General features: G+C 45.1%; 16 protein-coding genes. 2 read left to right on the top strand and 14 right to left on the bottom strand.

Annotated features, from left to right (window positions below; all coding sequences use genetic code 11):
• Positions 1-269 precede the first annotated feature (269 nt).
• The 7 genes from BACCOPRO_RS14550 to BACCOPRO_RS14520 form a co-directional block, all read right to left on the bottom strand.
• A complete protein-coding gene (locus BACCOPRO_RS14550; RefSeq protein WP_008144805.1) occupies positions 270-2,219 on the bottom strand; it encodes a ComEC/Rec2 family competence protein in 1,950 nt (649 codons plus the stop codon).
• Positions 2,220-2,271: 52 nt separating this feature from the next.
• Complete coding sequence (gene rpe / locus BACCOPRO_RS14545) at positions 2,272-2,931, bottom strand: ribulose-phosphate 3-epimerase (protein ID WP_008144803.1); 660 nt, start codon at positions 2,929-2,931, stop codon at positions 2,272-2,274.
• Between the two features lie 296 nt (positions 2,932-3,227).
• A complete protein-coding gene (locus BACCOPRO_RS14540) occupies positions 3,228-4,520 on the bottom strand; it encodes an outer membrane beta-barrel protein (protein ID WP_040311574.1) in 1,293 nt (430 codons plus the stop codon).
• A gap of 3 nt (positions 4,521-4,523) precedes the next feature.
• Positions 4,524-5,069 (bottom strand): RNA polymerase sigma factor, encoded by a 546-nt coding sequence (locus BACCOPRO_RS14535; protein ID WP_008144798.1) that lies wholly within the window; start codon positions 5,067-5,069, stop codon positions 4,524-4,526.
• Between the two features lie 80 nt (positions 5,070-5,149).
• Positions 5,150-6,121 carry a methionyl-tRNA formyltransferase gene (gene fmt, locus BACCOPRO_RS14530; RefSeq protein ID WP_008144796.1) on the bottom strand — a complete coding sequence of 324 codons (972 nt, stop codon included), beginning with the start codon at positions 6,119-6,121 and terminating at the stop codon, positions 5,150-5,152.
• A 19-nt stretch (positions 6,122-6,140) separates the two neighbouring features.
• Positions 6,141-7,940, bottom strand: a complete 1,800-nt coding sequence (locus BACCOPRO_RS14525) for a chloride channel protein (protein ID WP_008144794.1) — start codon at positions 7,938-7,940, stop codon at positions 6,141-6,143.
• An 18-nt stretch (positions 7,941-7,958) separates the two neighbouring features.
• Positions 7,959-8,522: an L-threonylcarbamoyladenylate synthase gene (locus BACCOPRO_RS14520; protein WP_040311594.1), complete on the bottom strand. Its 564-nt coding sequence runs from the start codon at positions 8,520-8,522 to the stop codon at positions 7,959-7,961.
• A 102-nt stretch (positions 8,523-8,624) separates the two neighbouring features.
• Between BACCOPRO_RS14520 and dinB the strand changes: the two genes are divergently transcribed.
• Positions 8,625-9,719: a DNA polymerase IV gene (gene dinB / locus BACCOPRO_RS14515; protein WP_008144790.1), complete on the top strand. Its 1,095-nt coding sequence runs from the start codon at positions 8,625-8,627 to the stop codon at positions 9,717-9,719.
• A gap of 110 nt (positions 9,720-9,829) precedes the next feature.
• Here the strand turns inward: dinB and BACCOPRO_RS14510 are convergent, their stop codons facing one another.
• The 6 genes from BACCOPRO_RS14510 to thrA form a co-directional block, all read right to left on the bottom strand.
• Positions 9,830-13,873, bottom strand: a complete 4,044-nt coding sequence (locus BACCOPRO_RS14510; RefSeq protein ID WP_373920411.1) for a glycoside hydrolase family 2 TIM barrel-domain containing protein — start codon at positions 13,871-13,873, stop codon at positions 9,830-9,832.
• A 41-nt stretch (positions 13,874-13,914) separates the two neighbouring features.
• On the bottom strand, positions 13,915-15,015 hold the full coding sequence (locus tag BACCOPRO_RS14505; RefSeq protein WP_008144787.1) for an Mrp/NBP35 family ATP-binding protein: 1,101 nt from the start codon (positions 15,013-15,015) through the stop codon (positions 13,915-13,917).
• Positions 15,016-15,023: 8 nt separating this feature from the next.
• Positions 15,024-15,782, bottom strand: coding sequence for a tRNA (guanosine(46)-N7)-methyltransferase TrmB (gene trmB, locus BACCOPRO_RS14500; protein ID WP_008144786.1), 759 nt, complete (start codon positions 15,780-15,782; stop codon positions 15,024-15,026).
• Positions 15,783-15,951: 169 nt separating this feature from the next.
• The gene (thrC, locus tag BACCOPRO_RS14495) at positions 15,952-17,253 is read right to left on the bottom strand and encodes a threonine synthase (protein ID WP_008144785.1); all 1,302 of its coding nucleotides are present in this window, start codon (positions 17,251-17,253) and stop codon (positions 15,952-15,954) included.
• A gap of 30 nt (positions 17,254-17,283) precedes the next feature.
• Positions 17,284-18,498 (bottom strand): cofactor-independent phosphoglycerate mutase, encoded by a 1,215-nt coding sequence (locus tag BACCOPRO_RS14490; protein WP_008144784.1) that lies wholly within the window; start codon positions 18,496-18,498, stop codon positions 17,284-17,286.
• Positions 18,499-18,527: 29 nt separating this feature from the next.
• A complete protein-coding gene (gene thrA, locus BACCOPRO_RS14485) occupies positions 18,528-20,960 on the bottom strand; it encodes a bifunctional aspartate kinase/homoserine dehydrogenase I (protein ID WP_008144783.1) in 2,433 nt (810 codons plus the stop codon).
• Positions 20,961-21,459: 499 nt separating this feature from the next.
• Here thrA and radA point away from each other — a divergent pair, with 499 nt between their 5' ends.
• Positions 21,460-22,833: a DNA repair protein RadA gene (radA, locus tag BACCOPRO_RS14480; protein WP_008144781.1), complete on the top strand. Its 1,374-nt coding sequence runs from the start codon at positions 21,460-21,462 to the stop codon at positions 22,831-22,833.
• Between the two features lie 129 nt (positions 22,834-22,962).
• Here radA and BACCOPRO_RS14475 read toward each other — a convergent pair whose 3' ends face one another.
• On the bottom strand, positions 22,963-25,782 hold the full coding sequence (locus tag BACCOPRO_RS14475; RefSeq protein ID WP_040311573.1) for a M16 family metallopeptidase: 2,820 nt from the start codon (positions 25,780-25,782) through the stop codon (positions 22,963-22,965).
• Positions 25,783-25,874: the final 92 nt, after the last annotated feature.

Below are 25,874 nucleotides of genomic sequence, written 5' to 3'. Positions count from 1 at the left end.
TACGCATAACTCACTCCTTTTTTGGTTACAAAATTAGTTATTAGTGAGTTACCGACAGCTATGTAAATCGACGCAAAACGCAGAAACAGAACCGTTTAGCAAGAAATCTGCACCCGTTACGGGAGTAACGAGGTGGTAACTGAACTTCTGCACCGTTTGGCTTCGAGGTGGTATTTCGTTGGCTCTGTCCCATAGAAAAACAAAGCGTAACGAACGCTCTATCAGCTAATTCGCTACGCTCTGCCCAAATTTACTTTTTCGCTATGTGTTTATTTTAGATTCTGCCGAACAATTCCCCAAGAACCTTTCGAAGAAATTTCAACACAAGGTATCCCCAGCTTCTTGCATTCCTCCTTCAATGACAGCCGGTAAGCATCACTCAGTGACAGGTCAAGAACGACATGCTTCAATTCAAAAACACGGCTCAGGGAAGTTATATTTCCTTTGAATCCCCGACAGATATAAGCATAGTCCAGTGGCAACCGGGAAGCGGCCTGCTTTCCCTTCCAGCGACTGCTTTTCATCAGTCCGACGGATAAGCTGTCTATCCGGTAAACTCCGTCTGCTTCTGCCAGCCGGGTCAGGCTTTGCCTGCGTCTGGAGTAGAGTTCCGACCGGGCAAAATACAGCCGTTCATCCACGGGCTTTATCCAGTCAAGAATCCGGGTACCCAGCAGTACGTTCAGTACAATCAGGAAGGAAATCAGGACATGTTTCCGCTTTCCAGTCCAATAAGCATATAGCAGGGCCAGTAGCAGATAGCACAAGACCAGCTGAAAGCCGGAGATATAGACAGACGTTACCTGCGAACCGGACAGCTGCTGAATCTGGAACATACTGCCATTCAATGCTTCGGCCGAAAGACGGACGAGATCAGCCGCACGTTCTCCCATCCAGGGAATTCTCTCAAAGGCCAAAGCCGCCAGCGAACTGCCTAAAATACAAACAGCCAGCGGAGTTACCAGTAAATTGGCCAGCAGAAAGTATGTGGGAAAGGCACCGAAATAGAACAGAACAAAGGGAAGTGTCCCCAATTGTGCTGCCATTGAAACTGAGAGGGTGTTCCATAACCAGCGAATCCGACGGCAGCCGGCCGGCAGCCAGCCTGAGAATACAGGATAAAACAGCAGTATTCCCCATACTGCCAGAAAAGACAACTGAAAACTGACATCAAACAAATAGAACGGACGGTATAACAGCATCAGAAAAGCGGCAAGCGACAAAGACAGGAATCCGGAGAAACGTCCTTCCAGGAAAAAGGAAGCTCCCACATAAAGAGAGAACATCGTCACAGCACGTACCACTGAAGCACTGAGTCCGGACAGAAAAGCAAAAGCCCACAACAACAGTACAGTCAGGACACCTGTCAGGGATCTGCCCAAAGGAAACAGGCGCAACGGATAAAGCAGTAAAGTCAGAATACCCGCCAGTATCCCGATATGCAAGCCTGACAATGCCAACACATGACTGGCCCCCGAAGCACTGTATGTTGCTTTCAACTCAGGAGTCAGATCGCTTTTATCCCCGACCGTAAGCGCAGAAACCACAGCCAGAACATCTCCGTCCAGCCCCCACTCTTCATACCGTCTGACCACAAGCTCCCGCACCAGCAAAGCCTGTTGCCTGAATCCCCGGCTCCCGGCCCGCTCCAGACGCATCCACCGTCCGGCAAAAGCCAGTCCGGTTCCACTGATCCCCTGCCGGTGCAGATAAGCACCATAGTCGAACCCCGAAAAATCAACATCTGATACAGGACGGCTCACCGATGCATAGAAACAAATCTTGTCCCCACACTGCAAGATGGTCTGTCCGGTCGTATCAGGCATCCAGTAAAGCAGTATGGAGCGATCCACTTTCTTCCACTGTCCGGTTGCCTGAAGAGAATCACCTGCCGGCTTCCAGGACATGACCTTCACCTGAGCCTGCCAGGTCTTCCCCTTACGCTGGGGAACGGTTTCCACTACTCCCTGATAAGCAACTTCATCCGACGGCCATTCATAGGAGACCTGCCGGTCTTCCATCAGATAAAGGATTCCTCCCAGCCAGAAAAAACACAGGAAGGTTACTGCTCCGAACACATATCTCACAGCCGGACGTGACATTCCATGACAGGCCGCAGCAGCCACAACAGAAAGCACCAGTCCCAGCAGAGCCAGTTCAAGAGAACAGCAGTCCGCCAGAAATCTGTCGAATAAAAAAATTCCGGTTGCCAGTGCCATGGTCAACCGGAATAAAGGATAAGTTATCAAATGGGGAACAGTTCCCAATTTACTATTTCATATTTTTCAGTTGATGAATGGTACCGATCATGTCATCGGCTTTAAATACGGCATTACCTGCCACCAGTACGTCTGCTCCGGCTTCTATCAATGAAGGAGCAGTCTGGAGATTCACTCCTCCATCCACTTCAATCAACGCATGGGAACCTGTTGCAGTAATCAGCTCACGCAACTCGCGTACTTTTTTCAGCGTGTGGGGAATGAACTTCTGTCCGCCAAATCCCGGATTGACACTCATCAGCAATACCATATCCACTTCTTCAATGATATCTGCCAGCATGGAAACCGGTGTTGCCGGATTCAGGGTAACCCCTGCCTTCATTCCTGCTTCCTTGATCTGCTGCACCACCCGGTGCAAATGCGGACAAGCCTCAAAATGCACATTCATCATCATGGCACCCAGGTCTTTCACTTCCCGGATAAACTTCTCAGGCTGTACAATCATCAGATGTACATCCAGCGGTTTCTTCGACAGTTCAGCTACATATTTCAAGACAGGAAAGCCAAACGAAATGTTCGGTACAAAGACTCCGTCCATGATGTCAATATGCAGCCAGTCTGCCTCGCTGGCATTGATTTTATCCAAATCTGCTTTCAAGTTGCCAAAGTCTGCCGACAACAAGGAGGGGGAAATCAGTATCTCATTCTTCATTTTACACTTGATTTAAACATGATTGAACAAAGGTAACAGAATCTTTCGGGAAAAGAAAGGCCACGCATGGAAAATTTGTCTTCTTGCGGGAAAAAGCAAAGTATGTAGATGGGAAATCCGGTGACAAAACCCTGTTCCAGAGGTGTCTGGCCGATGCCTGGACAACGTGCAGACGATTCGCCCGAATCGTGCGGTCGATGCGGCTGAATCGAGCGGTCGTTGAAGCCTCATCGTGCGGTCGTTGCGGGCCGATCGTGCGGTCAATTTTTTGCCCGGTTCTGTCCGGTCTTCACGCATCAGGGAAAGCTGAAACGAAGCCCCATCTGCAAGTTAAAATTCAAAGGATGCTCCTTCCGGATTGTTTCTATACCACTATGATCATCAAAATAATATACCACACCCGGTTCCACATACAATCCCAGCTGACGGGTAAAGTTTACCTGTGCACCGACGGCTGCAGACACAGACCATTGCAGGGAGCTGACTTTCAAAGAATGGGATTCAGACTCCCGCTCTTCATTATTGATGACATATACGGTTTCCAGAGTTCCTGATACACATTTTTCCAGCATCCCTCCTGCAGATCCATAAAAGCCAAAACGTTCATTCGACCAGATATTGCGATGCACTTTTAACGGAATCCCCAGGTAATGCAGCTTATGCTTATCCTTCCAATAGTTCCTGTCCGAACCGGAAGTCAGGTCCGTAGACAGATAAGTATACATCAGCCCTGTTTCTACGGCCCACTGAGGAGTCAGATTCCATTTGAACGACATACCGGCAGTGACCGGAACATGATGATGGATATGCGTGTTCGAAGTCTGCTCCCGTTCACTGGTCAGGATCGTACTGTAAGCCACGGTATTATCATCCAGAGGCGCCATACAAACTTCATTGATGGCAGGAGTTGCCGTTCTTGAAGTCAGACGGCTGAATCCATTGAAAGTATTGGTGTTTGAATACGGGATGTTTCCGGCAGTCACTCCCACAGACCAGTTCTGCTTCTTGCCTTTGGAACGTAAGTTCATCGCCTGCTCACTTTTCTGTCTCAACTGTTTTCTGTCCGCTGCACGGAGCTTCCGGATATTCTCTTCCGCCTTCTCTTTTGACGGCTGCTCTGCCTGCTCTCCCGTACGCGTTTCCACAGGCTGTGCAACCATATCTGCTTCCGGAACAGGTTCCGTTACATTCTCTTCAGCCGCGATGACCGGATTTTGAACAGCCAGCAGCACTTTAGCCGCACGAGGAAGAGGTTCGCTTACCTTTGCCAGCTGCCCGGCATCGGGTTCAGAAACCGGTTCCACCGGAGTCACAACAGGCTGTACAGCTTCCTCAATCTGCTGTTGGGCAATCCGGCTTTCCTTACTTAACTTATCAGCTTCCGGAGAAGACCAGAACCATAGAGTCAATGAAGAAACGGCCAGCACCAATACAGCAGCTGCGGCAGCCTGCCATTTCCGCCACATAGGAATAACCTTGGGAGTATCCAGTTCTGACTCCAGCTGCTCCCACATTCCGGCAGTCAGCGGTTCAGAATAATCCTCCATCCGGTTCCGAATGTCCTGTATCCACTTATCTTCGTTCTTCATCACTTATAATTTCTTTCTATATTCATTTATCTTTTTTATCAGCAAAGTTTTCGCACGGTAAAACTGCGAAGAAGATGTATGTTCAGTAATGCCCAGTAAAGCTGCAATTTCCTTGTGGCTCTTTTCCTCAAAAACATACAAGTTGAACACCGTCCGATAACCGTCGGGAAGCTCTGCAATCATCTTCATCAATACAGAACGGGGGATTTCATTCATGTCGCCGTCATCTGCTTCCAGTGTGTCGGGTATGTCATCCATCAATACTTCCTGCTGTATCTGCAAGTTCTTTTTACGCAGGTATCCCAACGCCTCATTGACCATTACACGTGAAAGCCATGCCCGCAACGAGCCTTCACCCTGATAGGAAAACCGGCCTATGGACTGAAAAATACGGATAAAGCCGTCGTGCAAAACATCTTCAGCCGCTTCTTTATCACCCGTATATCGGAGGCAAATAGCCATTAAAAGACCGCCATACTGTTCATACAACTGCTTGCGGGCTCTGTTATTTGCTTGTTTGCATTGCAATGCCAACTCTTCCTCTCCCATATTCCGGTTTTCCCTCGTTCTTTTTACAGATAAATGATTCGATTACGAAAATACTGCATCCGAAAGCATTCTTTTTTTACTTATCGCACTTGCATATGCTCAGCCAGACGATATCCTCTCAGGAAATCTTCTACCTGCATCCGCTTTTTACCGGCCAGCTGCAAGGAAAGTACATCTACGAAACCATCGGTCGAAGCTATATGAAAGAAGGTCTTTCCGTCACTCACGACAGTTCCGGGTTGCAGATCATGCGTTTGAAACAATTTACGGGTTTCAAACAGTTTAAGCATTACCGGAGCAGCTTCTCCCGCACAAAGTTCCGTCCATGCAGCAGGATAAGGAGACAAGCCCCGCACAAAGTCATAGACATGTTTTACTCCTTTTCTCCAGTCTATACGGCAGGTTTCTTTAAAGATTTTCGGTGCCGGACGCAACTCGACATTCTGTGTCAGACACTCCTGAGGAATCGTTTTCACCGTTCCATCAAGAATGGCATCTACCGTTTTCAGTACCAGATCGCCACCCAGTTTCATCAAACGGTCGTATACGATCTCCACATTGTCGGTATCTGCAATCGGCACTTTTACCTGATCGATAATTTCTCCCGTATCAATTTCGTGTTTCAGGAAAAAAGTCGTAATTCCGGTTTCCGTATCTCCGTTCATCACTGCCCAGTTGATCGGAGCAGCTCCACGGTACTGCGGGAGCAGAGAAGCATGGAGATTAAAAGTTCCCAGACGGGGCATGTTCCAGACAACTTCAGGCAACATGCGGAAAGCAACCACAATCTGCAAGTCAGCTTTCAGCGCACGCAACTCTTCAAGGAAAGCCTCATCCTTCAGTTTTTCCGGCTGAAGCACTTTCAGTCCCTGCGATACGGCATACTGTTTGACCACACTGGGCTGCAGCACACTGCCGTGACGTCCCATCGGCTTGTCGGGCATTGTTATAACTCCGACTACATTATATCCTCCTTCTACCAGCCGCCGCAAGCTTTCTACGGCAAACTCAGGAGTACCCATATATACAATTCGCAAATCTTTCTTGTCCATATATTCTTTAGCGTTTAGATTATTCGGCTGAAAAGTCCACCAGAACCTGGCGGTACGTATTCAGCATCTTCGATTTGGATACAAAGCCTTTATACTTGTTGTTCTCATCTACAACCGGCAAGTTCCAGGCTCCAGTCTTATCAAACTTATGCATCACTTCTTCCATCGAGTCATTTGTATAGATCCGCTCCTGAGGCTTTCTCATGAATTTATCCACATAGAAACGGTGGTACAACTCCTGACGGAACATAAAATGACGGATATCATCCAATACCACAATACCGATCAGAACACCATTGGCCTCTACGACCGGGAACAGATTTCGGGTTGATTTGGAAATCACTTTCACCATTTCAGCCAAATCCATATCCGGACGTACCGGCAGAAAATTGGTTTCCATCACGCTTTCAATGTTCATCATTGTCAGAACGGCCTTGTCCTTGTGATGGGTAATCAGTTCTCCCTTCTTGGCCAGACGCATGGAGTAAATGCTGTGAGGCTCGAACACAATGATTGTCAGGTATGCACAGACGGAAACAATCATCAGAGGCAGGAACAGTCCATAACCGCCCGTAAGTTCGGCAATCAGAAAGACACCGGTCAGGGGAGCATGCATGACTCCGGACATCAGTCCGGCCATTCCCATCAGTGCAAAGTTCTTTTCAGGAATGAAGACATCACCGATTCTGAATTCGTTGCAGACGTATGAGAATACAAAACCGGCAATACACCCCAAGAACAGACTCGGTGCAAAGATACCACCACATCCGCCTCCGCCATTGGTTGCACTCGAAGCGAACACCTTAAACAAAATGATCAGCAACAGATAGACAACCAGCAAACTGCTATGACCATAGAAGAATGAATTGTTCATCACCGTATCCCAGTCAGTAGACGAAGTTCCGTTCAGCAGCAAAGTAATCGTATCATATCCTTCACCATAGAGCGGAGGGAAAAGGAAGATCAGGATACTCAGCATAGCAGCTCCGATCACAAACTTGACATAAGGATTTGTATAACGCCGGAAAATGTTTTCAATCCAGTTCATAGCCCGGGTAAAATACCAGGCCACCAGTCCGCAAAAGATTCCCAGGGCAATGGCATAAGGAATACGTTCCAGTGCAAACGGATAATCCAGATGAAACTGGAACATGGCTTCTGTTCCGGTTAACAGATAAGAAACGGAAGCAGCCGTCACACTGGTAATCAGCAAAGGAAGCAAGGATGCCATCGTCAAGTCAATCATCAATACTTCCAGGGTAAAGACCAGTCCGGCAATGGGTGCCTTGAAGATACCTGATACAGCTCCGGCCGCTCCACAACCGACAAGCAGCATCAGCGTTTTATGATCCAGACGAAAGATACTTCCAAGATTGGAACCTATGGCAGAACCGGTCAATACAATCGGGGCTTCGGCTCCTACTGAACCACCCATTCCGATGGTAATGGCAGAAGCACAGACTGACGACCAGATATTATGCCGCTTGATGCGGCTCTGCTTTCGAGAAATGGCATACAAGATCTTCGTGACTCCGTGACTGATATCATCACGCACAACTTTCCGAATAAAAAGGCTGGTCAGCAGAATTCCGACAACCGGATAAACCAGATAGAGCCAGTTGGCACCCGTTGAATCAAAGTTCTCAGTCAGGAATTCCTTGATATATTCTACCAGAAACTTCAAGACATAAGCAGCCAGTGCCGTAAAGAGACCGACCAACAGACTCAGAACAAGAATGAACTGCTTATCGGTTATATGCTTTTCTCTCCAGCTGATAAACCGTTGAAGCAAATTAAACTTTTCATCCACTATTTTCATTATCTCATCTCCGTCACTTTATTCTCTGATCACCTTAACTTCACCTGTCCGGCCCAGTTTGATAATACTGGATGGTTTAGGATGGCCGGTTTCTTCCCTGCGATAGTCTACAACGTAATCGACAGCCTGCTTAATTTCCTCACTGATTTCACTGAACACGGCAGGAGCCGGCTGTCCGCTGATATTGGCTGAGGTAGAAACGATTGCTTTCCGGAAACGGAAACATAATTGTTTGGAAAATTCTTCATTAGTGACACGTATTCCCACACTGCCGTCCTCCGCCAGCAGATTAGGAGCCAAATTACGGGCACCGTCATAGATTACCGTCAAAGGCTTTGTCGTCAGTTCTATCAGATCCCAGGCTACACTGGGAACATCCTGTACATAGAAGTCTACTTTTACCGGGCTATCCACCAAGACCAGCATCGCCTTGCTGTCTGAACGTTGCTTGATTTCGTACACGCGCTTCACCGCCTCTTCATTGGTAGCATCACAACCTATTCCCCAAACCGTATCGGTAGGATACAGGATTACACCACCTTTCTGCATGACTTCGCATGCTTTTTTAATTTCATCTTTCATCATAAGGCTTGTCCTAAAATTTGCAATCACGGGCAAAAATACATAAGATTTTCAGGATAGCCCAAGAAACTTTCATTAATTTTGCATAGAAGTTGCCTGTTTATGAACGAAAACCGTAAAATTATTCACATTGACATGGACGCTTTTTATGCCTCCGTAGAGCAACGCAACCACCCTGAACTGAAAGGAAAACCCATCGCCGTCGGACACGCCGAGAAACGGGGAGTGGTAGCAGCTGCCAGTTACGAAGCACGCAAATTCGGCGTCCGTTCTGCCATGCCTTCGCAACAGGCAATTAAAATTTGCCCGCAACTGATCTTCGTTGAAGGACACATGGAAACATACAAACAGGTGTCTGCACAGATTCATCAGATCTTCCACGACTATACGGATCTGATTGAACCCATCTCACTGGACGAAGCTTTTCTGGATGTAACGGAAAACAAGAAAGGTATCGAACTGGCAGTAGACATTGCCCGGGAGATCAAGCGCCGCATCCGGGAAGAACTCCATCTGATAGCATCTGCCGGTATTTCTTACAATAAGTTTCTGGCCAAAGTGGCTTCTGACTACCGAAAACCAGACGGTCTCTGCACCATTCATCCCAAACAGGCACAGGAATTCATCGACCGTCTGCCGATCGAACAGTTCTGGGGAGTAGGCCCCGTCACGGCTAAAAAAATGCACAGTCTGGGGATCTATAACGGAGCAACCCTCAGACAATGTTCACTGGACATGCTGACCCGCCAGTTTGGAAAAGCCGGAAAGTTATATTATGAGTTTGCCCGTGGAATCGATCACCGTCCAGTGGAAGCTGTACGAATCCGCAAGTCCATCGGGTGTGAGCACACACTGGAAAAAGATATCACATTACGCTCTTCTGTGATCATCGAGCTATACCACGTGGCACGGGAACTGACGGAACGCCTGTCTGCCAAAGGTTTCCAGGGAAGTACCCTGACACTGAAAGTCAAGTTTCATGACTTTACACAAATCACCCGGAGCATCAGCGTACGCTATGCTTTGGACAAACTGGAAAACATTCTTCCGCTGGCCAAGCAGCTTCTGAAGGAAGTTGACTACGAACATCACCCGATCCGTCTGCTTGGACTGGCAGTCTCCAACCCCAGGGAAGAAAGTCAGAACGCGTCAGACCAACCGGAATGGATCCAGCTGGAACTGGAATTCAAGGACTGACATTCCCCTGAAAAATCAGAAGCCGGAAACATTCCTGATCTCAAGAATATTTCCGGCTCCCAATCCGTTATCAAACCTTACCGGGAAATCCGGCAGTTCTTATTTCTGCATCAATCTGCCAGTACAGAGAATTCTGCACCACCTGCATAATCAGCACCATTCTGAGAGTTCAATCCAGTGAAGCGGATGTAACGTGCCTTAACAGGCTGGTCAAGCATGACTTTCTGAGCTTTGTTTCCGCGTGCAAAAGTTCCTTTCGCTACCGGTTCGCCCCAGTTCTTGCCGTCCATGCTGACTTCCAGTTTGTAATCCTTGATCACAGCATTGGAACCGCCATCCTGACGAGGCATATACACAAATCCCTTGATGGTCTTTACTTCTCCTGCATCAAAGTCTACCCAGTGAGGATACTGAGCAACCGTTACTGAGAACATTGTATGCCAGGTGGTATTGGGATCTCCGTCAACCAGATTGGCAGCATCTCCGTAACCGACTTCTTCGCTGGATGCATAAACCACTTCCAAAGGAATAGTCTCGATCTTGCTGTAAGAGAAAGAAACGCTTACGGCCTTGTTATCTTTATACCAGGCAGTCACCGTACCTCCGTCACGCAAATCAAACGGTTCTGTATAGGCTTGCTTTTTCTTGCTTCCGTTCAGTGAATACTCGATCTGAGCACCTGCTTTCGGAGAAGTAATTGTTACCAGTCCGTTACGTGAACGGGAAACAGACAAAGGCATTTCACCAGCCTCAGCAACCTTTGCAGTCTGTACATAATCACCATTCTTTACCGGACGAATAACAAAGCTCATTTCGTAGTTACCGGCTTTCACACGATCCTGTTCCAACGGTCCTCCCTGTCCACAGCTGTTACCGCCCAAACCGGTTACGGCTGCATCCAGATGCAAATGGGTACCGGTTGACTTCGGCAGCTGGTAAGGATGCGGAGCAAGTGTCATTTCGAGTGCAGACCACGGCAATGCTGATACAGACAACGGATGATTCATCACAAATTCAACACCATTGCCTTCCTTGTCAGTCAGAGCACACCAGCGTACTTCTTCACGGTTACCCATACTCTGAGGTTTCGGGAAGTCTACAAACTGGTCTTTAACCGTGCTTGTATGCTGCTCAATAAAGGCACCTGTCTTACGGTCATTGTAGTTGTTTTGAGGTCCACGTCCATAGTAAGTATACTGCTGAAGTACCTCCGGCAACTGCATGGCATAGCCGATACGGGGCAATACCAATGAAGAGTTATTGGATGTGATGCCTGACTGAAGTTCAATAGAACCGTCTGCATAAATAGTCCAGATCTGGTTAGTCGTAAACTTGAAGTCATCCGGTCCGAATGGCTTACTTGTATCTTCCTTCACTGAATATCTACCGGAAGTTCCGCCAAGCAAAGCCGCTGCATTCGGAGCCTGAGACTCAACCGTATACATCAGCTGAATGGTATTGCTCTTTCCCTTGTTTCCTTCAAGTACCTTCAAGGCTACCACTTTGTGTTTCAGATTATGCAATCCATTCTGATACCAGGGCTGATACATCCAGTTATCGTTATCTGTCGGAGCACGCAATGCATCCAGTTTCGGGCCTTCACCTTCACGAAGCATCTGCTTGCCGTTGTATACCAAGCTGTGCAAAGTACCTTGTTTATTATCAAATACTGCCACGAATCCATTGCCTTCCACACGGGTAAAATCTCCTTCTTCCGTCATTTTCGGTTTAGCCATCGAAGCTGTTACTTCCTTCAATGAAGGATTTACTCCTGCTGCTTTCACCGGAAGCTGTTCTTCCATCTGTACAAAGCCTTTCTTAGCCCAAGGTTCATCCTGAGCCAGCAGGAACTGTACTTTTACGAAATATTCACTTTGAGGATCCAGAGATGCGAAATCATAAGGAATAGCATAGCGGACACTTTCACGAGGACCTACGATATTACGAGGACCACGGAAAGCCGTACTTTCCTGTACTTTCTGGCCATCTTTATAGAGCGACCATACCATCTGATAACCACTCAACGGAGTGAAGTAAGCCTTATTGAATACTTCAATTTCACCTTTTGTCATGTCAACAGCCTTGACACCTACATTCTGGTAGACTTTCTTTACTTCGTAGTACTGCGGTTTCGGACGATGACCCGGGAAAAGGATTCCGTTCATACAGAACATACCGCTGTTGGGTTTATCACCGAAGTCACCACCATAAGCCAGATAACGGTCACCGGTCTTCGGATCATAAGTATACAAGGCCTGATCCACCCAGTCCCAGATCGCAGCACCGCAGAAGAAATTTGTTGATTCAATAGCCTGCCAGTAATCAATCAGGTTACCTACTGCATTACCCATTGAGTGAGCATATTCTGAGATATGGAACGGATACTTGATATCATACTTACCTTTTACAGCCTCGCGTACCCAGGGAATTGACGGATACTGGTTGGAACCCATGTCTACAATGTCATTGTTGCGCTCATACTGTACAGGACGGGAAGCATCAAAACGATGCAGGGCATCATAAGCCTTCACAAAGTTCACACCCGGTCCGGCCTCATTACCCAGCGACCAGATAACAATAGAAGGAGCATTGACATGTTCGTGAGCCAGTTCCATTACACGTGCCACATGAGCTGCTTCGAATTCAGGAACATGAGACAAAGATTCTTCACCGTAATAATATTCATGGCTTTCGATATTGGCTTCATCTTCCAGATAAATACCATACTTATCACACAGATAATACCAGATATTCTGACAAGAATAGTGTGAGTTACGGACATGGTTGATGTTACCACGCTTCATCAGCATGATTTCTTCTTCCATTTGTTTGGCTGTAATGGTATTACCTGTTTCCGGAGAAATTTCCTGACGGTTCACACCTTTCAGTTTCACCGGCTTGCCATTGATATAATAATAACGTCCGGCCAGTCCGAATTCATCAGCAGATGCCGGAGTATCTTTAATTTCCACTTTACGGAAACCGAAGCTGGTAGATACCGTCTCTACAACACGACCTTTCTTATCTTTCAGCTGACCAACCAGTGTATAACGATAAGGAGTTTCTGCAGACCACTTGTTCGGAGCCTTTACTTCCAGTGTAGTTACCGCTGAAGTACTTTCACCTTTCTTCAGTTCCAGAACCGGAGCTGAAGCATTTACTCCTGACACAGAAGTATTTTCATCTGAATACAGCTTATTGGCATACAAGGTATAAGACATGGTATATCCTTTTGCTGTTTTCTTGTCCAGATTACGGATATCAGCAGTAATGGTAGCCGATCCGTTTTCATAGTTTGCATCCAGATCAGGAATTACACGCAAGTCACGTACCTGTACTTTTGAAGTAGAGGTCAAGGATACAGAACGGAAAATACCCGGCAAACGGAACATATCCTGTGCTTCCAGGAATGAACCGTCGGAATTACGATAAACTTCGACAGCTACAACGTTCCCGCCTTCCTTATTTAAATAAGGTGTCACATCAAAAGAAGCCGTATTACGTGAGTTCTTGGAAAAACCTACGTAATGTCCGTTCACCCACAAATAGAAGAAAGAAGATACACCATCAAAGTTGATATATACTTCACGTCCTTCCCATCCGGCAGGAACAGTAAAAGTGCGACGGTAAGAGCCTACTTCATTCCGATGCTTGTAAGTAACCCAATCCTTGGGAGGAGTACGCATCACACCACCTTTCCAGTCGCCTACTTCCACCTTATGCTGGAAAATAACCGGCTGATTGGCATAAATGGGAACACCATATTTCAGGGAACCGTCTTTCTGAATACCTGCAACATTCCACTGCATCGGAACTGTAACATCATCCCATGCAGATACATCATAGGCCGGCTGATAAAAATCGGCCGGACGTTCTTCCGGGTTTCCAACCCAATTAAACTTCCAGGTACCATCCAATGACATCCAATAAGGACTGTGCTGAGGAAGCACCTTACGTGCTTCATCTACATTGGAAAAAGCAAAGAACCAGGCACGAGGCTGTTCTTTGTTCAATGCCAACTCTTGAGGCGACTCCCATTCTTTCCCCGTTGGAGCCGCAACATCGCCATAGGAAAATCCAGCCAGCGATGTGGTTGTCTGTGCATAACCGGCTACTGCTCCAAGGAGACAAGCCGTCAGACTGATTTTTCGAATCATGGTTTAGAATTTAGAGATTTATAGATATTTATCAGATATTACTTATGTGTCTCTACGATTTGTGTAGGAGCCAGTTCGGCATTTCGCTTTTCTGTCTGAGCTACAACATTGCGTGCCAGTTCGATGAAAGCCTGTCCCGTTACAGAATTTTCATCCAGTGCAGCCGGAGTACCCTTGTCACCATTTTCACAGATGCTCTGTACGATAGGAATCTGTCCTAACAGAGGAACATTCAATTCTTCAGCCAGACGTTTGGTTCCTTCCTTGCCAAACAGATAATAACGGTTATTCGGAAGTTCAGCCGGAGTAAACCAAGCCATATTCTCCACCAATCCCAATATAGGCACATTCACTTTATCATTGGTATACATGTTAATCCCCTTGCGTGCATCAGCCAAGGCAACTTCCTGCGGAGTACTGACAATCACAGCTCCGGTAATTGCCAAAGTCTGAAGCAAAGTCAAATGGATATCACTGGTACCCGGAGGAGTATCCAACACGAAATAATCCAGATCTCCCCAGTTGGCATCTCCAACAAGTTGCTTCAGCGCATTGCTGGCCATACCCCCACGCCATAAAGTTGCCTGATCCGGATCTACAAAAAAGCCGATAGACAACAGCTTGATACCGTATTTTTCAACCGGAATGATCAGATCACGTCCGTCAATGGTTTCTGCATAAGGACGTGCATCTTCCACCTGAAACATCTTAGGAGCGGAAGGGCCGAAAATATCAGCATCCAGCAGTCCAACCTTATATCCCAGTTTTGCCAGCGCTACAGCCAGGTTCGCAGCTACCGTAGACTTGCCGACACCTCCTTTACCAGATGAAACAGCAATTACGTTTTTTACCTGCGGAAGCATCTTGCCCGGTTCAGGACGTGCAGCCTGCTTGCTTTCAGTAGCAATCGTTACTTCCACCTCTTTTGAAACATACGTATGAATAGCAGTTTCTGCTGCTCTGACAACCGATTTCATAAAAGGATCAGTCGGTTTCTCAAAGATCAGTGAGAAACTGACCTTCATTCCATCAATACGAAGATTGTCAGCCACCATCTCAGCTTCCACAATATTCTTTCCGTTACCCGGATAACGCACGGTAGCCAATGCGTCAAGAATCAATTTAGGATAAAGAGTCATATCTGTTTTTATTTACTTGTTTTCAATCCACTCCGTTTGCTCCGGTTGTAACTGCGGTAATCATCCAGTTCGATTTCCACATCGGGTTCCTGCAATTCACCTTCCTGCGGCAAGTGGAATTTGATATACTTGATATTCAGTCCACGGTCCAGCCATTGCTGTTCATAATAAGTACGAATGCTCAGAATGTCATCATCCATTCCTGAGTGATACAGATCATCCGTCATAAAATCAACCGGCAAATGGTTGGTCTCAATCATATACTTTGTATAAGTAAACATGAAATTACTGTCAGTCTTCAGATGAACAAGTCCGTCGGGAATCAAGAATTTCCGATAGCGATTCATAAAATAAGTAGAAGTCAGACGCTTCGTTGCCTTCTTCATTTGAGGATCAGAGAAAGTCAGCCAGATTTCACTCACCTCACCCGGTGCAAAGAAACGATCTATGATTTCAATATTGGTACGCAAAAAGGCAGCATTTTTCAATCCTTCCCGCAAAGCTTCCGTTGCACCAGTCCACATTCTCGCTCCTTTGATATCAACCCCGATAAAATTCTTTTCCGGATAACGGCGGGCTAATCCTACGGTATATTCACCTCTGCCACAGCCCAGCTCCAGAACAATCGGATGATCATTTTTAAAAAAATCACGATTCCAGTCTCCTTTCATTTCAAAAGGAACTTCGTCAGCCACTGAATACGGATATTCAAACACATGCGGATATTCCGCCATATCTGCAAACTTTACTAATTTACCTTTTCCCATGTTTACTTAATTTGCGGCAAAGGTAAAGAATATCCTTTTACAAGAAAAGTATGTATCCGCTTTTCTCTGAAAATAATAGAAAAGAAGACGCTTTCAGAATATGAACAATCCTATTCCAAAGCGTCCTCTCACATCAACAAACAGTTAGCTTCAAAAAAATCTTGCTATGCTATTGTTTCAATAGCCATTCTTTGAAAGTCATAAAGTTTTGCGACATTGGAACAGACTGTTTGGTTCCGTTCATGAAAGCTTTAAGCTTTTCCGGAATATTTATATCTGTACCGATGATATCCTCTACCGTATGTAAGAATTTAGCCGGATGAGCTGTTTCCAGGAAAACACCAACTTCTCCTGGCTGTAGATTTTCAGACAAGGCCCGATAGCCACAGGCTCCATGCGGATCCAGCAAATAGCCAGTCTCATCATAAGTCAGCTGGACTGTTTCCCTGATCTGGTCATCTGTATAAGTTTCACCACTGATCTCAGAAGCAATTGCATCATGGCTTCCTTCATACAAATCCAGAATTCGGGCAAAGTTGCTGGGATCGCCAACGTCCATGGCATTAGCAATGGTCTGCACGGAAGGTTTCGGAGCATACTGACCAGTTTTCAGATATTGATAAAAAATGTCATTCTGGTTATTGGCTGCAATAAACCGCTTCACCGGCAACCCCATCCGTTTGGCAAAAAGTCCGGCTGTAATATTACCGAAGTTTCCACTAGGTACACAGACAACAAGCTCCTTTTCCCTGCCCAGTTTCTTCATTTGAGCATAGGCATAGAAATAATAAAAAGCCTGAGGCAAAAAACGAGCAACATTAATTGAATTTGCGGAAGTCAGCTGCATCCGTTCATTCAATTCCTGATCCATAAATGCGCTTTTGACCAAAGCCTGACAGTCATCGAAAGTTCCATCCACCTCTACTGCCGTAATATTGCGTCCCAGGGTCGTAAACTGTTTCTCCTGTATCTCACTAACTTTACCTTTCGGATAAAGCACATAGACATGAATACCTTCCACTCCCAGAAATCCATTGGCTACCGCACTGCCTGTATCTCCAGATGTTGCAACCAGCACATTCACCTGACGCTTGCCTTCTTTTCGTATGAAATAACCCAGCAGACGGGCCATAAAACGTCCGCCTACATCCTTGAAAGCCAAAGTAGGCCCATGAAAGAGTTCCAAAGAATAAATATTTTCTTTCACACGAACCACCGGAACATCAAAACTCAATGTATCATAGACAATCTGCTTCAAAGTTTCAGCCGGAACATCTTCTCCAAAGAATGCATCTGCAACCTGAGAAGCTATTTCCTGAAAAGACAACTGATCTATCTGTTCATAAAAGGATGCAGGCAAAATACGAATATTGTGAGGCATATATAGACCGCGGTCTGCAGCCAGTCCTTTTACAACGGCTTCTTCCAAAGTTACATCTGAAGCCTTTCGGTTAGTGCTGTAATATTTCATAGGTATCTATTTTACGTTTGACAGGTTAATTTATAAATCTCCTAAAAACAGGTTCATGAACTCGTCCTTCTCCAAATGGCCACAACAACCATTTTGGCAAGCTGTTTCACTATATTCAGTAACGCCATCAGGCTGAATACCTTTATGCCAAATCAGAAATGGAACAGGTTCTGCCGTATGAGTACGATGAGCACAGGGAGTCGGATGATCCGGCAGTACTGCGATAGCCACGGGTTCCTCCCAGTCTTTTACTGTTTCATAAATCGGCCCGACGACACGCCGGTCCAGATTTTCTATTGTCTGTAACTTTAAAGGAATATCTCCTTCATGACCGGCCTCATCACTGGCCTCAATATGCAAATACACAAAATCATCCGTACGCAATGCTTCCAGAGCAGCCTGAGCCTTCCCTTCGTAATTAGTAGTATAAAGTCCGGTTGCTCCTTCTACATCAATACAGCGCAAGCCTGCATAATGCCCTATCCCCCGGATCAAATCAACAGCTGTAATTACAGCCCCCTTGCGAATAGAAGGATATTTTTGTGAAAGCGGAGTCATCCGGGGACGATATCCCGGACTCCAGGGCCAGATGCTGTTAGCCGGATCTTTTCCTTCTGCCTTTCTTTGCAGATTCAACGGATGACCGGCCAGCAACTCCTGCGATTTTAAAATCAATGTATTCAACAGATGAGCTGTTTCCTGAGCCTGCGGGCATTCTGCCTGAATCAGATTAGGACGGAAAGGTTGCAGAGGTATATCATGGGGAGGCACACAGGCTAACCGCTTGTCACCTCCTTTCACAACCAACAAATGCCGATACTGCACTCCTGTATAAAAATGAATATTATCAGTTCCCAGCTTATCTTCCAGATAACGGATCAGCACATCTGCTTCTTCCGTTGTAATATGTCCTGCAGAATGATTTTTCAGAATATCCCCTTCTACACAAACCAAATTACAACGCATCGCCATATCACCGGGCTGCAGCTCCACTCCGATACTAGCGGCTTCAAGTACTCCACGTCCTTCATATACTGTCGGCAAATCATAGCCCATTACCGACATATTGGCGACTTCGCTTCCCGGATGAAATCCATCAGCTACCGTTTTCAACATACCAGTTTGCCCCATAGCAGCCAACATATCCATATAGGGAGTATATGCATACTGCAACAATGTTTTTCCATTCAGTGAAGGGACGGACCAATCGGCCATACCATCACCCAAAATAATGATATGCTTCATAATTACGGTATTTTTATCAGGTTAGTACCTTAAATATTAGCTATGCTCATAATATCCGCAAATACACCGGCCGCTGTCACTCCCGCTCCAGCTCCGTATCCCTGTATCAGCATCGGATATTCCTTATAGCGTTCTGTTGTCAGCAAAATAATATTGTTGCTTCCTTCCAGGTTATAAAAAGGATGATGACGATCTACCTCTTCCAAAGCTACAACACCTTTTCCATTTTCCAACCGGGCAACAAAACGCCAGCGTTTTCCTTCTGCATCCAACCGTTTGCGCTGAGCCTCAAAATCTGCATCCAAAGAAGATACATTCTTCCAGAAATCATCCAAAGAACCATTAAACAAATCATCCGGAATAAAAAGGTGCTTCTCTACATCTTCCTGTTCCAATCGATATCCGGCCTCACGAGCTAATATCACTAACTTCCGGATCACATCTTTGCCACTCAAATCAATTCGTGGATCCGGTTCAGAATATCCCTCTTCTTTTGCCCGGCGAATGGTTTCACTCAAAGGCACCTTTTCACTGATCGTATTAAATATATAATTCAAGGTGCCGCTCACCACAGCCTCAATCTTCAGGATCTTGTCACCACTGTTGATCAAATCATTAATGGTATTGATAATAGGTAATCCAGCTCCCACATTGGTTTCGAAAAGGAATTTTACTCCACGCTGACGAGCTATATGTTTCAATTCAGCATAGATATCATACTCCGATGAAGCGGCAATCTTATTTGCTGCCACCACGGAAATATTATGCTTCAGAAAGTCTTTATAAAGACCCGCAATGTCTGCACTGGCCGTACAATCAACAAAAACGGAATTAAATATATTCATGCCGATGATTTCATCATGCAATACTTGAGGAGAAGAGGGTATTCCTTTTTCTTCAAGTTCTTGCCGATAATTGCACAGATCTATTCCATCTCGGGTAAAATAAGCCCGGTGTCCATTGGCTATACCCACTACATGTAATTTCAGACCTCGCTCACGTTTCAATTTCTCCTGCTGGCTATGAATCTGTTCAATCAAACTTCCTCCTACAGTTCCGATACCACAGATAAAAAGATTCAATACCTGATATTCGGAAAGGAAGAATGAATCATGAATTACATTCAAGGTCTTGCGCAAAGAATCTCCGGCTACCACAAAAGATATATTGGTTTCAGACGCTCCTTGTGCACAAGCAATCACATTGATACCATTGCGTCCCAAAGTACCGAACAGTTTTCCGGCTATACCCGGAGTATGTTTCATATTCTCACCTACAATAGCCACAGTAGCCAGTCCGCCTTCGGCCATCATCGGGCAAATCTCTCCCATTTCGATTTCCTTCGCAAATTCTTCATTCAGAACATTGCATGCCAAAGCAGCATCTTCATTACGGACACCGATAGAAGTCGAGTTTTCAGAAGAAGCCTGAGACACCAGGAATACACTGATTCCATTCTCAGCCAAAGTCTTGAAGATACGATGGTTTACTCCGATCACTCCCACCATTCCTAATCCGGTCATCGTAATCAGACATGTATCATTGATGGAAGAAATACCCTTGATCGGCTTGGAAAAATGATTTGCCTCTTGCTTGATAATCGTACCCGGTGCATCTGGATTAAATGTATTTTTTACCAGAATAGGAATATTCTTATGACAAACCGGATAGATCGTAGGAGGATAAACCACTTTTGCACCGAAGTTACAAAGCTCCATAGCTTCAACATAGCTTAACTCAGTAATGGGATAAGCCGTACTGATCACTTTCGGATCAGCAGTCATAAATCCGTCAACATCTGTCCAGATTTCCAGTCTGTCTGCATCCAGAGAAGCAGCTATAATGGAAGCTGTATAATCAGAACCTCCACGTCCCAGATTCGTCACTTCACCCGTCTGCTTATCCGTTGAAATAAATCCCGGAACAATTGATATGGAAGGAGCATCTTTAAAAGCTTCTCTAACCAGATGAGAAGTCAGTTCTGAATCTAATATATGGCGATTATGCTTCTTTTCCGTCTTTATGAATGTACGTGAATCAAACCAGACTGCATCTTTTATCAGAACCGTTACAATACTGGATGATAAACGTTCTCCATAGCTGACAATAGTAGCAGAAGTTTTCGGAGAAAGGTCATGAATCAGATAAATACCTTGAAAAATATCTTTTAATTCACTCAGCAAACCATTAACCTGATCCAGCAAGACTTCACGCTCTTTTCCTGCCGGAATCACAGTATATACCATTTCGATATGGCGGTTCACAATTTCTTTCATGCCCTTTTCATAAGAAGAATCGCCAGCTGCGGCCAAACGTGAAGTTGCTATCAACTTATCAGTAATGCCACCTAATGCTGAAACTACAACAATAACCTGATCGTCTACTGCTTCTACGATCTTCTTAACACTCAACATACTATTTACGGATCCAACGGATGTACCGCCAAACTTCAATACTTTCATGGGTAATGAATAAAATGTTATTCCGTTCTTCCTTTCTCCCGGAAAACTTTTACGGAATAATGTTGTTATACAAAATAAAACTATTGGAAAAAAAGATTGCCCGTTATTTACAGGCGTGTATCACGTAGAAACACTTATATACATTCTCTAACCCCGAAGGGTCATCCCCCAGGTACCTGCGGACATCAGCATTGTATGCCCTGCACCCGCCATTGTCATCATATAGAGATTGTATAAAGTCATTGTTAAAAGTTCTTATGGCAGCAAATGTAATAACATTTTTCTACAAATCATTATTTTTATAAAGAAAAAACATACTTTTTTTTTATTCCACTCCATATTGAGGAAAGCAAATCCAAGCCTTCACCTTGCGAAAGTATTATACAAACCCTGCAAAAACGATCTCTGATTCTGCCCGTTCTTTTAACTTCTTTAACTCGGTCCCCAACCTACATTATCCTGTCCATTGTATTTTTGCACAATAAACCCTAGATACATTATGGCAAAGGAAAAAACAGTTTATGTCTGCACCAATTGTGGACAGGAATCTCCCAAATGGGCTGGAAAATGTCCGTCATGCGGACAATGGAATACATTTGTAGAAGAAGTTGTACGCAAAGAAGCTCCTGTTGCAAAACATGTAGCACACGGAATTGAATCCATACGATCCAAACCTCAACTATTGCATGAAATCACCGCAGGAGAAGAACAACGTATTGACATGGGAGATGAAGAACTGAACCGTGTATTGGGTGGAGGTTTGGTAGAAGGATCTCTAACCCTAATCGGTGGAGAACCTGGCATTGGAAAATCAACCCTTATTCTACAAACTGTTTTACGCCTTTCCCAGAAAAAAGTACTTTACATTTCCGGAGAAGAAAGCGCACGTCAGCTCAAACTCCGTGCAGACCGTATTCCTCATCCGGCAAACTCAGACTTATTGATTGCCTGTGAAACGTCTTTGGAACAGATTTTCACCAACATCAAAAATACGGCTCCTGATCTGGTCATTATCGACTCCATACAAACAATTTCGACAGAAACCATAGATTCTTCTCCCGGAAGTATCGTGCAGGTTCGCGAATGTTCAGCGCCTATTTTAAAGTTTGCGAAAGAAACCGGAACGCCTGTTATCCTGATCGGACACATCAACAAAGAAGGAAGTATAGCGGGTCCTAAAGTTCTGGAGCACATTGTCGACACAGTGCTCCAATTTGAAGGTGACCAACACTATATGTACCGTATCCTCCGCAGCATCAAAAACCGTTTTGGAAGTACAGCCGAACTAGGCATTTATGAGATGCGTCAAGATGGTCTCCGTCAGGTAAGCAATCCTTCGGAACTATTACTGACCCAAGATCATGAAGGTATGAGTGGAGTCGCAATCGCCTGTGCAGTTGAAGGCATACGTCCTTTCCTCATAGAAGTACAGGCTCTGGTCAGTACTGCAGCCTATGGGATGCCTCAGCGTTCAGCAACAGGATTCGACCTGAGACGTATGAATATGTTATTAGCGGTCTTGGAGAAAAGAGTAGGATTCAAGTTAGCACAGAAAGACGTATTTCTGAACATCGCAGGCGGACTGAAAGTAAATGACCCGGCCATAGACCTTGCCGTCATCAGCGCCATTCTTTCCAGCAATATGGATACAGAAATTGAAGCTGGTGTATGTATGGCAGGCGAAGTAGGACTAAGTGGAGAAATCCGTCCTGTTAATCGCATTGAACAACGCATCAGTGAAGCTGAAAAACTTGGATTCACCCGAATGCTGATTCCGAAACATAACTTACAAGGACTGGACAGAAAAAAAATAAAAATAGAACTTATTCCTGTAAGGAAGGTAGAAGAAGCCTTCCGGCAGTTATTCGGATGAACAAAATTCCCCCACTTAAAAATACACCAAAGCGGCACAGACTACATGGAATATTAGATCCATCGCCTGTACCGCTTTTTTGATCTGTTTCCATCAGTTCTTATACTCCACAGATCATTGACAAATGTTTTATTTTGTGTCCGGCATCATTACCAGTACCCGGTAATTATTCTGTTTCATCACTTTATTTACATAATTGGAAACTTCTTCAGGAGTGATAGACTGTATGGTCTGTTCAGACTTCACACAGATTTCAGAAGGCAGAAGCTCGTTGCCAGCCATCATCGAGCACCAGTAGCTGTTGGTATGTTCGTCTTCAGTGATTTGCTTCACCATAAACTCCTTCACTTTGTCAAGTTCCTCCACAGGAGTTTCCTTTGCCAGCTTCTCAAACTCGCTGCGGATGATTTCAAGCGCACGGTCTTTCTTTTCAGGCTTAACCTGGAATATAGTCTGATATGTAACAGACATTTCTGAGAGTCTGTCCTGAGAGCCTTGTGTATATATGCTATATACCGCTCCTTCCTTTTCGCGTACTTCACTGAGCAGACGAGTAGAAATAAGCTGTGCCGACATAGATGCAAGCAATCTGTTTTTGAAAGAATAAGGCATCTTACCACTCACAATCACAGCAGCACTGCCCTGTGGTACTTCCATCTTCATGGCAAATTCCTGTTCTTCATTTCCAGACTTAATTTCCACTGCGCTGTTGAGTTTCACTTCCGACTTCTTATCTTTTGCAGAAGGAAGAGAAGCAATATACTGTTCAGTCAAAACTTTCAATTCTGCTTCATCAAAATTTCCACTAAACACAAAGGTAAAGTCTGCCGCATTGATAAGCTGTTCCCGAATGATACCAAGAATGTTCTTCCGACTAGCCTTTTCAATATCATCAACACTAAACACCCGCTTGATTGGAGAAGCGAACAAAAATTCCTGTAACTTCTTCTGGAAAACAAAAGCCGGATTCTGTCCTTGGTTTTCAATTAATCCTTTATACAGATTCTGCATAGAAACAAACTCATCCTCGGAAACATTCAGTCCAGTGAAAGTCATGTATAGCATTTCCATATAAGTTTTCAAGTCCTTGGGAGTTGTATTTCCCGAAAGGCTGCGCATGTAATCATCCAAAGAGATCTTCAAAGAAACTTGCTTACCAGCCAACAGTTTATTCAAATCCGAGTTAGTAAAGTTACCCAAACCATGTTGTTCCAATACAACCGGCATAAAAAGCAGATCAGCAACCTGATCATTACCACAAGCAGACATACCGCCTTTGGCAACCGCCATCATACTTATCTCATCCGACTTAAAATCTGTTTTCTTCAATATCACTTTGGCACCGTTTGAAAGAATCCACTCCTTGGCACCAAAATCAGAAAGCATGTTTTCCTTCACAACCTTTCCGGCTGTCGGCAATTCGCTTACCAAAGGCTCGTCCTTCACATTGTCTACGTAAGGAGCAATGTCTTCGGCTTCCACCTGAGAAAGCAATGCAAGTATATCTTCATCCTTAGGGCAGGACTCACCTTCGCGTGCAGGCATCATACCGAGAACAACCAAATTCTTATCCGAAACAATCTGCGAGAACACCTGATTTACAGCTTCCACAGGTATCTGGTTCACAATCATGCTCATCATCTGATATTCCGTCTCTATACCTGGTATAGGTTTCTTGTCGATGAAGTTGCGTACATACGATTCTGCAAGAGTCTTGTTTTCCTGCTGATTACGATTGTTATATGCCTTTTCAAGCTGAGAAAGATACTCTGTACGACAACGCGCATATTCAGTAGCGGTAAATCCTCCCCTCTTGGCACGAAGAGCCTCACGATAGACAGCCTTCAGTCCTTCGTTAAAGCTGTTACCCTTAGGAACCATAGCCATCTGGAAAGCCTGTTTAGTCTTTGCCATAATGAACTCACCGTAAAATGCAGAAGCTACAGCAAACGGAGCATCTGCCTTCTGTCCCAGTTCGTTCAGTCTTATCTGAAGCATCATCTGGGCCATATCAAGCAGATAAGAGGTTGTAACATCAGCCATTGTACCCTTCAATGAATCAGGCAGGGCATCATACTTGAACATAATCTGAGCCACATATTTATCCTGCTCCTTATCCGAACCGAAAGCGACAATAGGCTTTTCATTGTCGGCTACAGGGAAGTAAACCCTTTCTGCCGGATTTACAGGCTTCTCAATCTTTGAGAATAATTCCTTGATCTTGCCTTCTATGCGGTCCACATCAATGTCACCCACCACTACTATACCCTGCAGGTCAGGACGGTACCACTTTTCATAATAGTCCCGAAGAGCCTGATGCGGGAAATTGTCCACCACTTCCATAGTTCCTATAGGAAGACGGTGTCCGTATCTGCTGTCAGGATATATCTCCGGAAGCAGTTTCTCCATTATTCTCATATTCGGTGGCAGCTGGCTTCTCCATTCCTCATGTATAACGGAGCGTTCCTCGTCTATCTCCTTACCTTCAAGCAAAAGGCCGTCAGCCCAGTCGGACAGAATCATAAGACATGAATCCTGTACCCCGATACGCTCTGTAGGTACACTGGAGATACGATATACAGTTTCATCAATGCTGGTATAGGCATTCAGATTATAACCGAACTTCACACCTACAGACTCCAGCCATTTTATCATAGAGCTACCCGGGAAGTTCCTTGTTCCGTTGAAACACATGTGTTCAAGGAAATGCGCCAATCCGCACTGGTTATCCTCTTCAAGGATACTGCCCACCTTCTGGGCGATATAGAAGTCTACCTGGTTCTTCGGATATTCATTATGACGGATATAGTATGTAAGTCCGTTATCCAGTTTACCTATTCTCACTTCCTTGTCCACCGGTACCGGAGGCATCTGCTGTGCACTTACAGCAATCGGCATGCAGGTAAAACCTGCGATAGCTACAAAAGCCAGTTTAATCATTCTTCTCATAATTGAAATATTTTATGTTATTTCGTTATTCTTATGCTGCAAAGGTATGCGCAAAGAACAAGAGTTTATGTTATCGCTACGTTATCTTTAGG

The organism is Phocaeicola coprophilus DSM 18228 = JCM 13818 (assembly GCF_000157915.1).
Lineage (GTDB): Bacteria > Bacteroidota > Bacteroidia > Bacteroidales > Bacteroidaceae > Phocaeicola > Phocaeicola coprophilus.
This window is presented reverse-complemented; position numbering and strand designations above follow the sequence as displayed.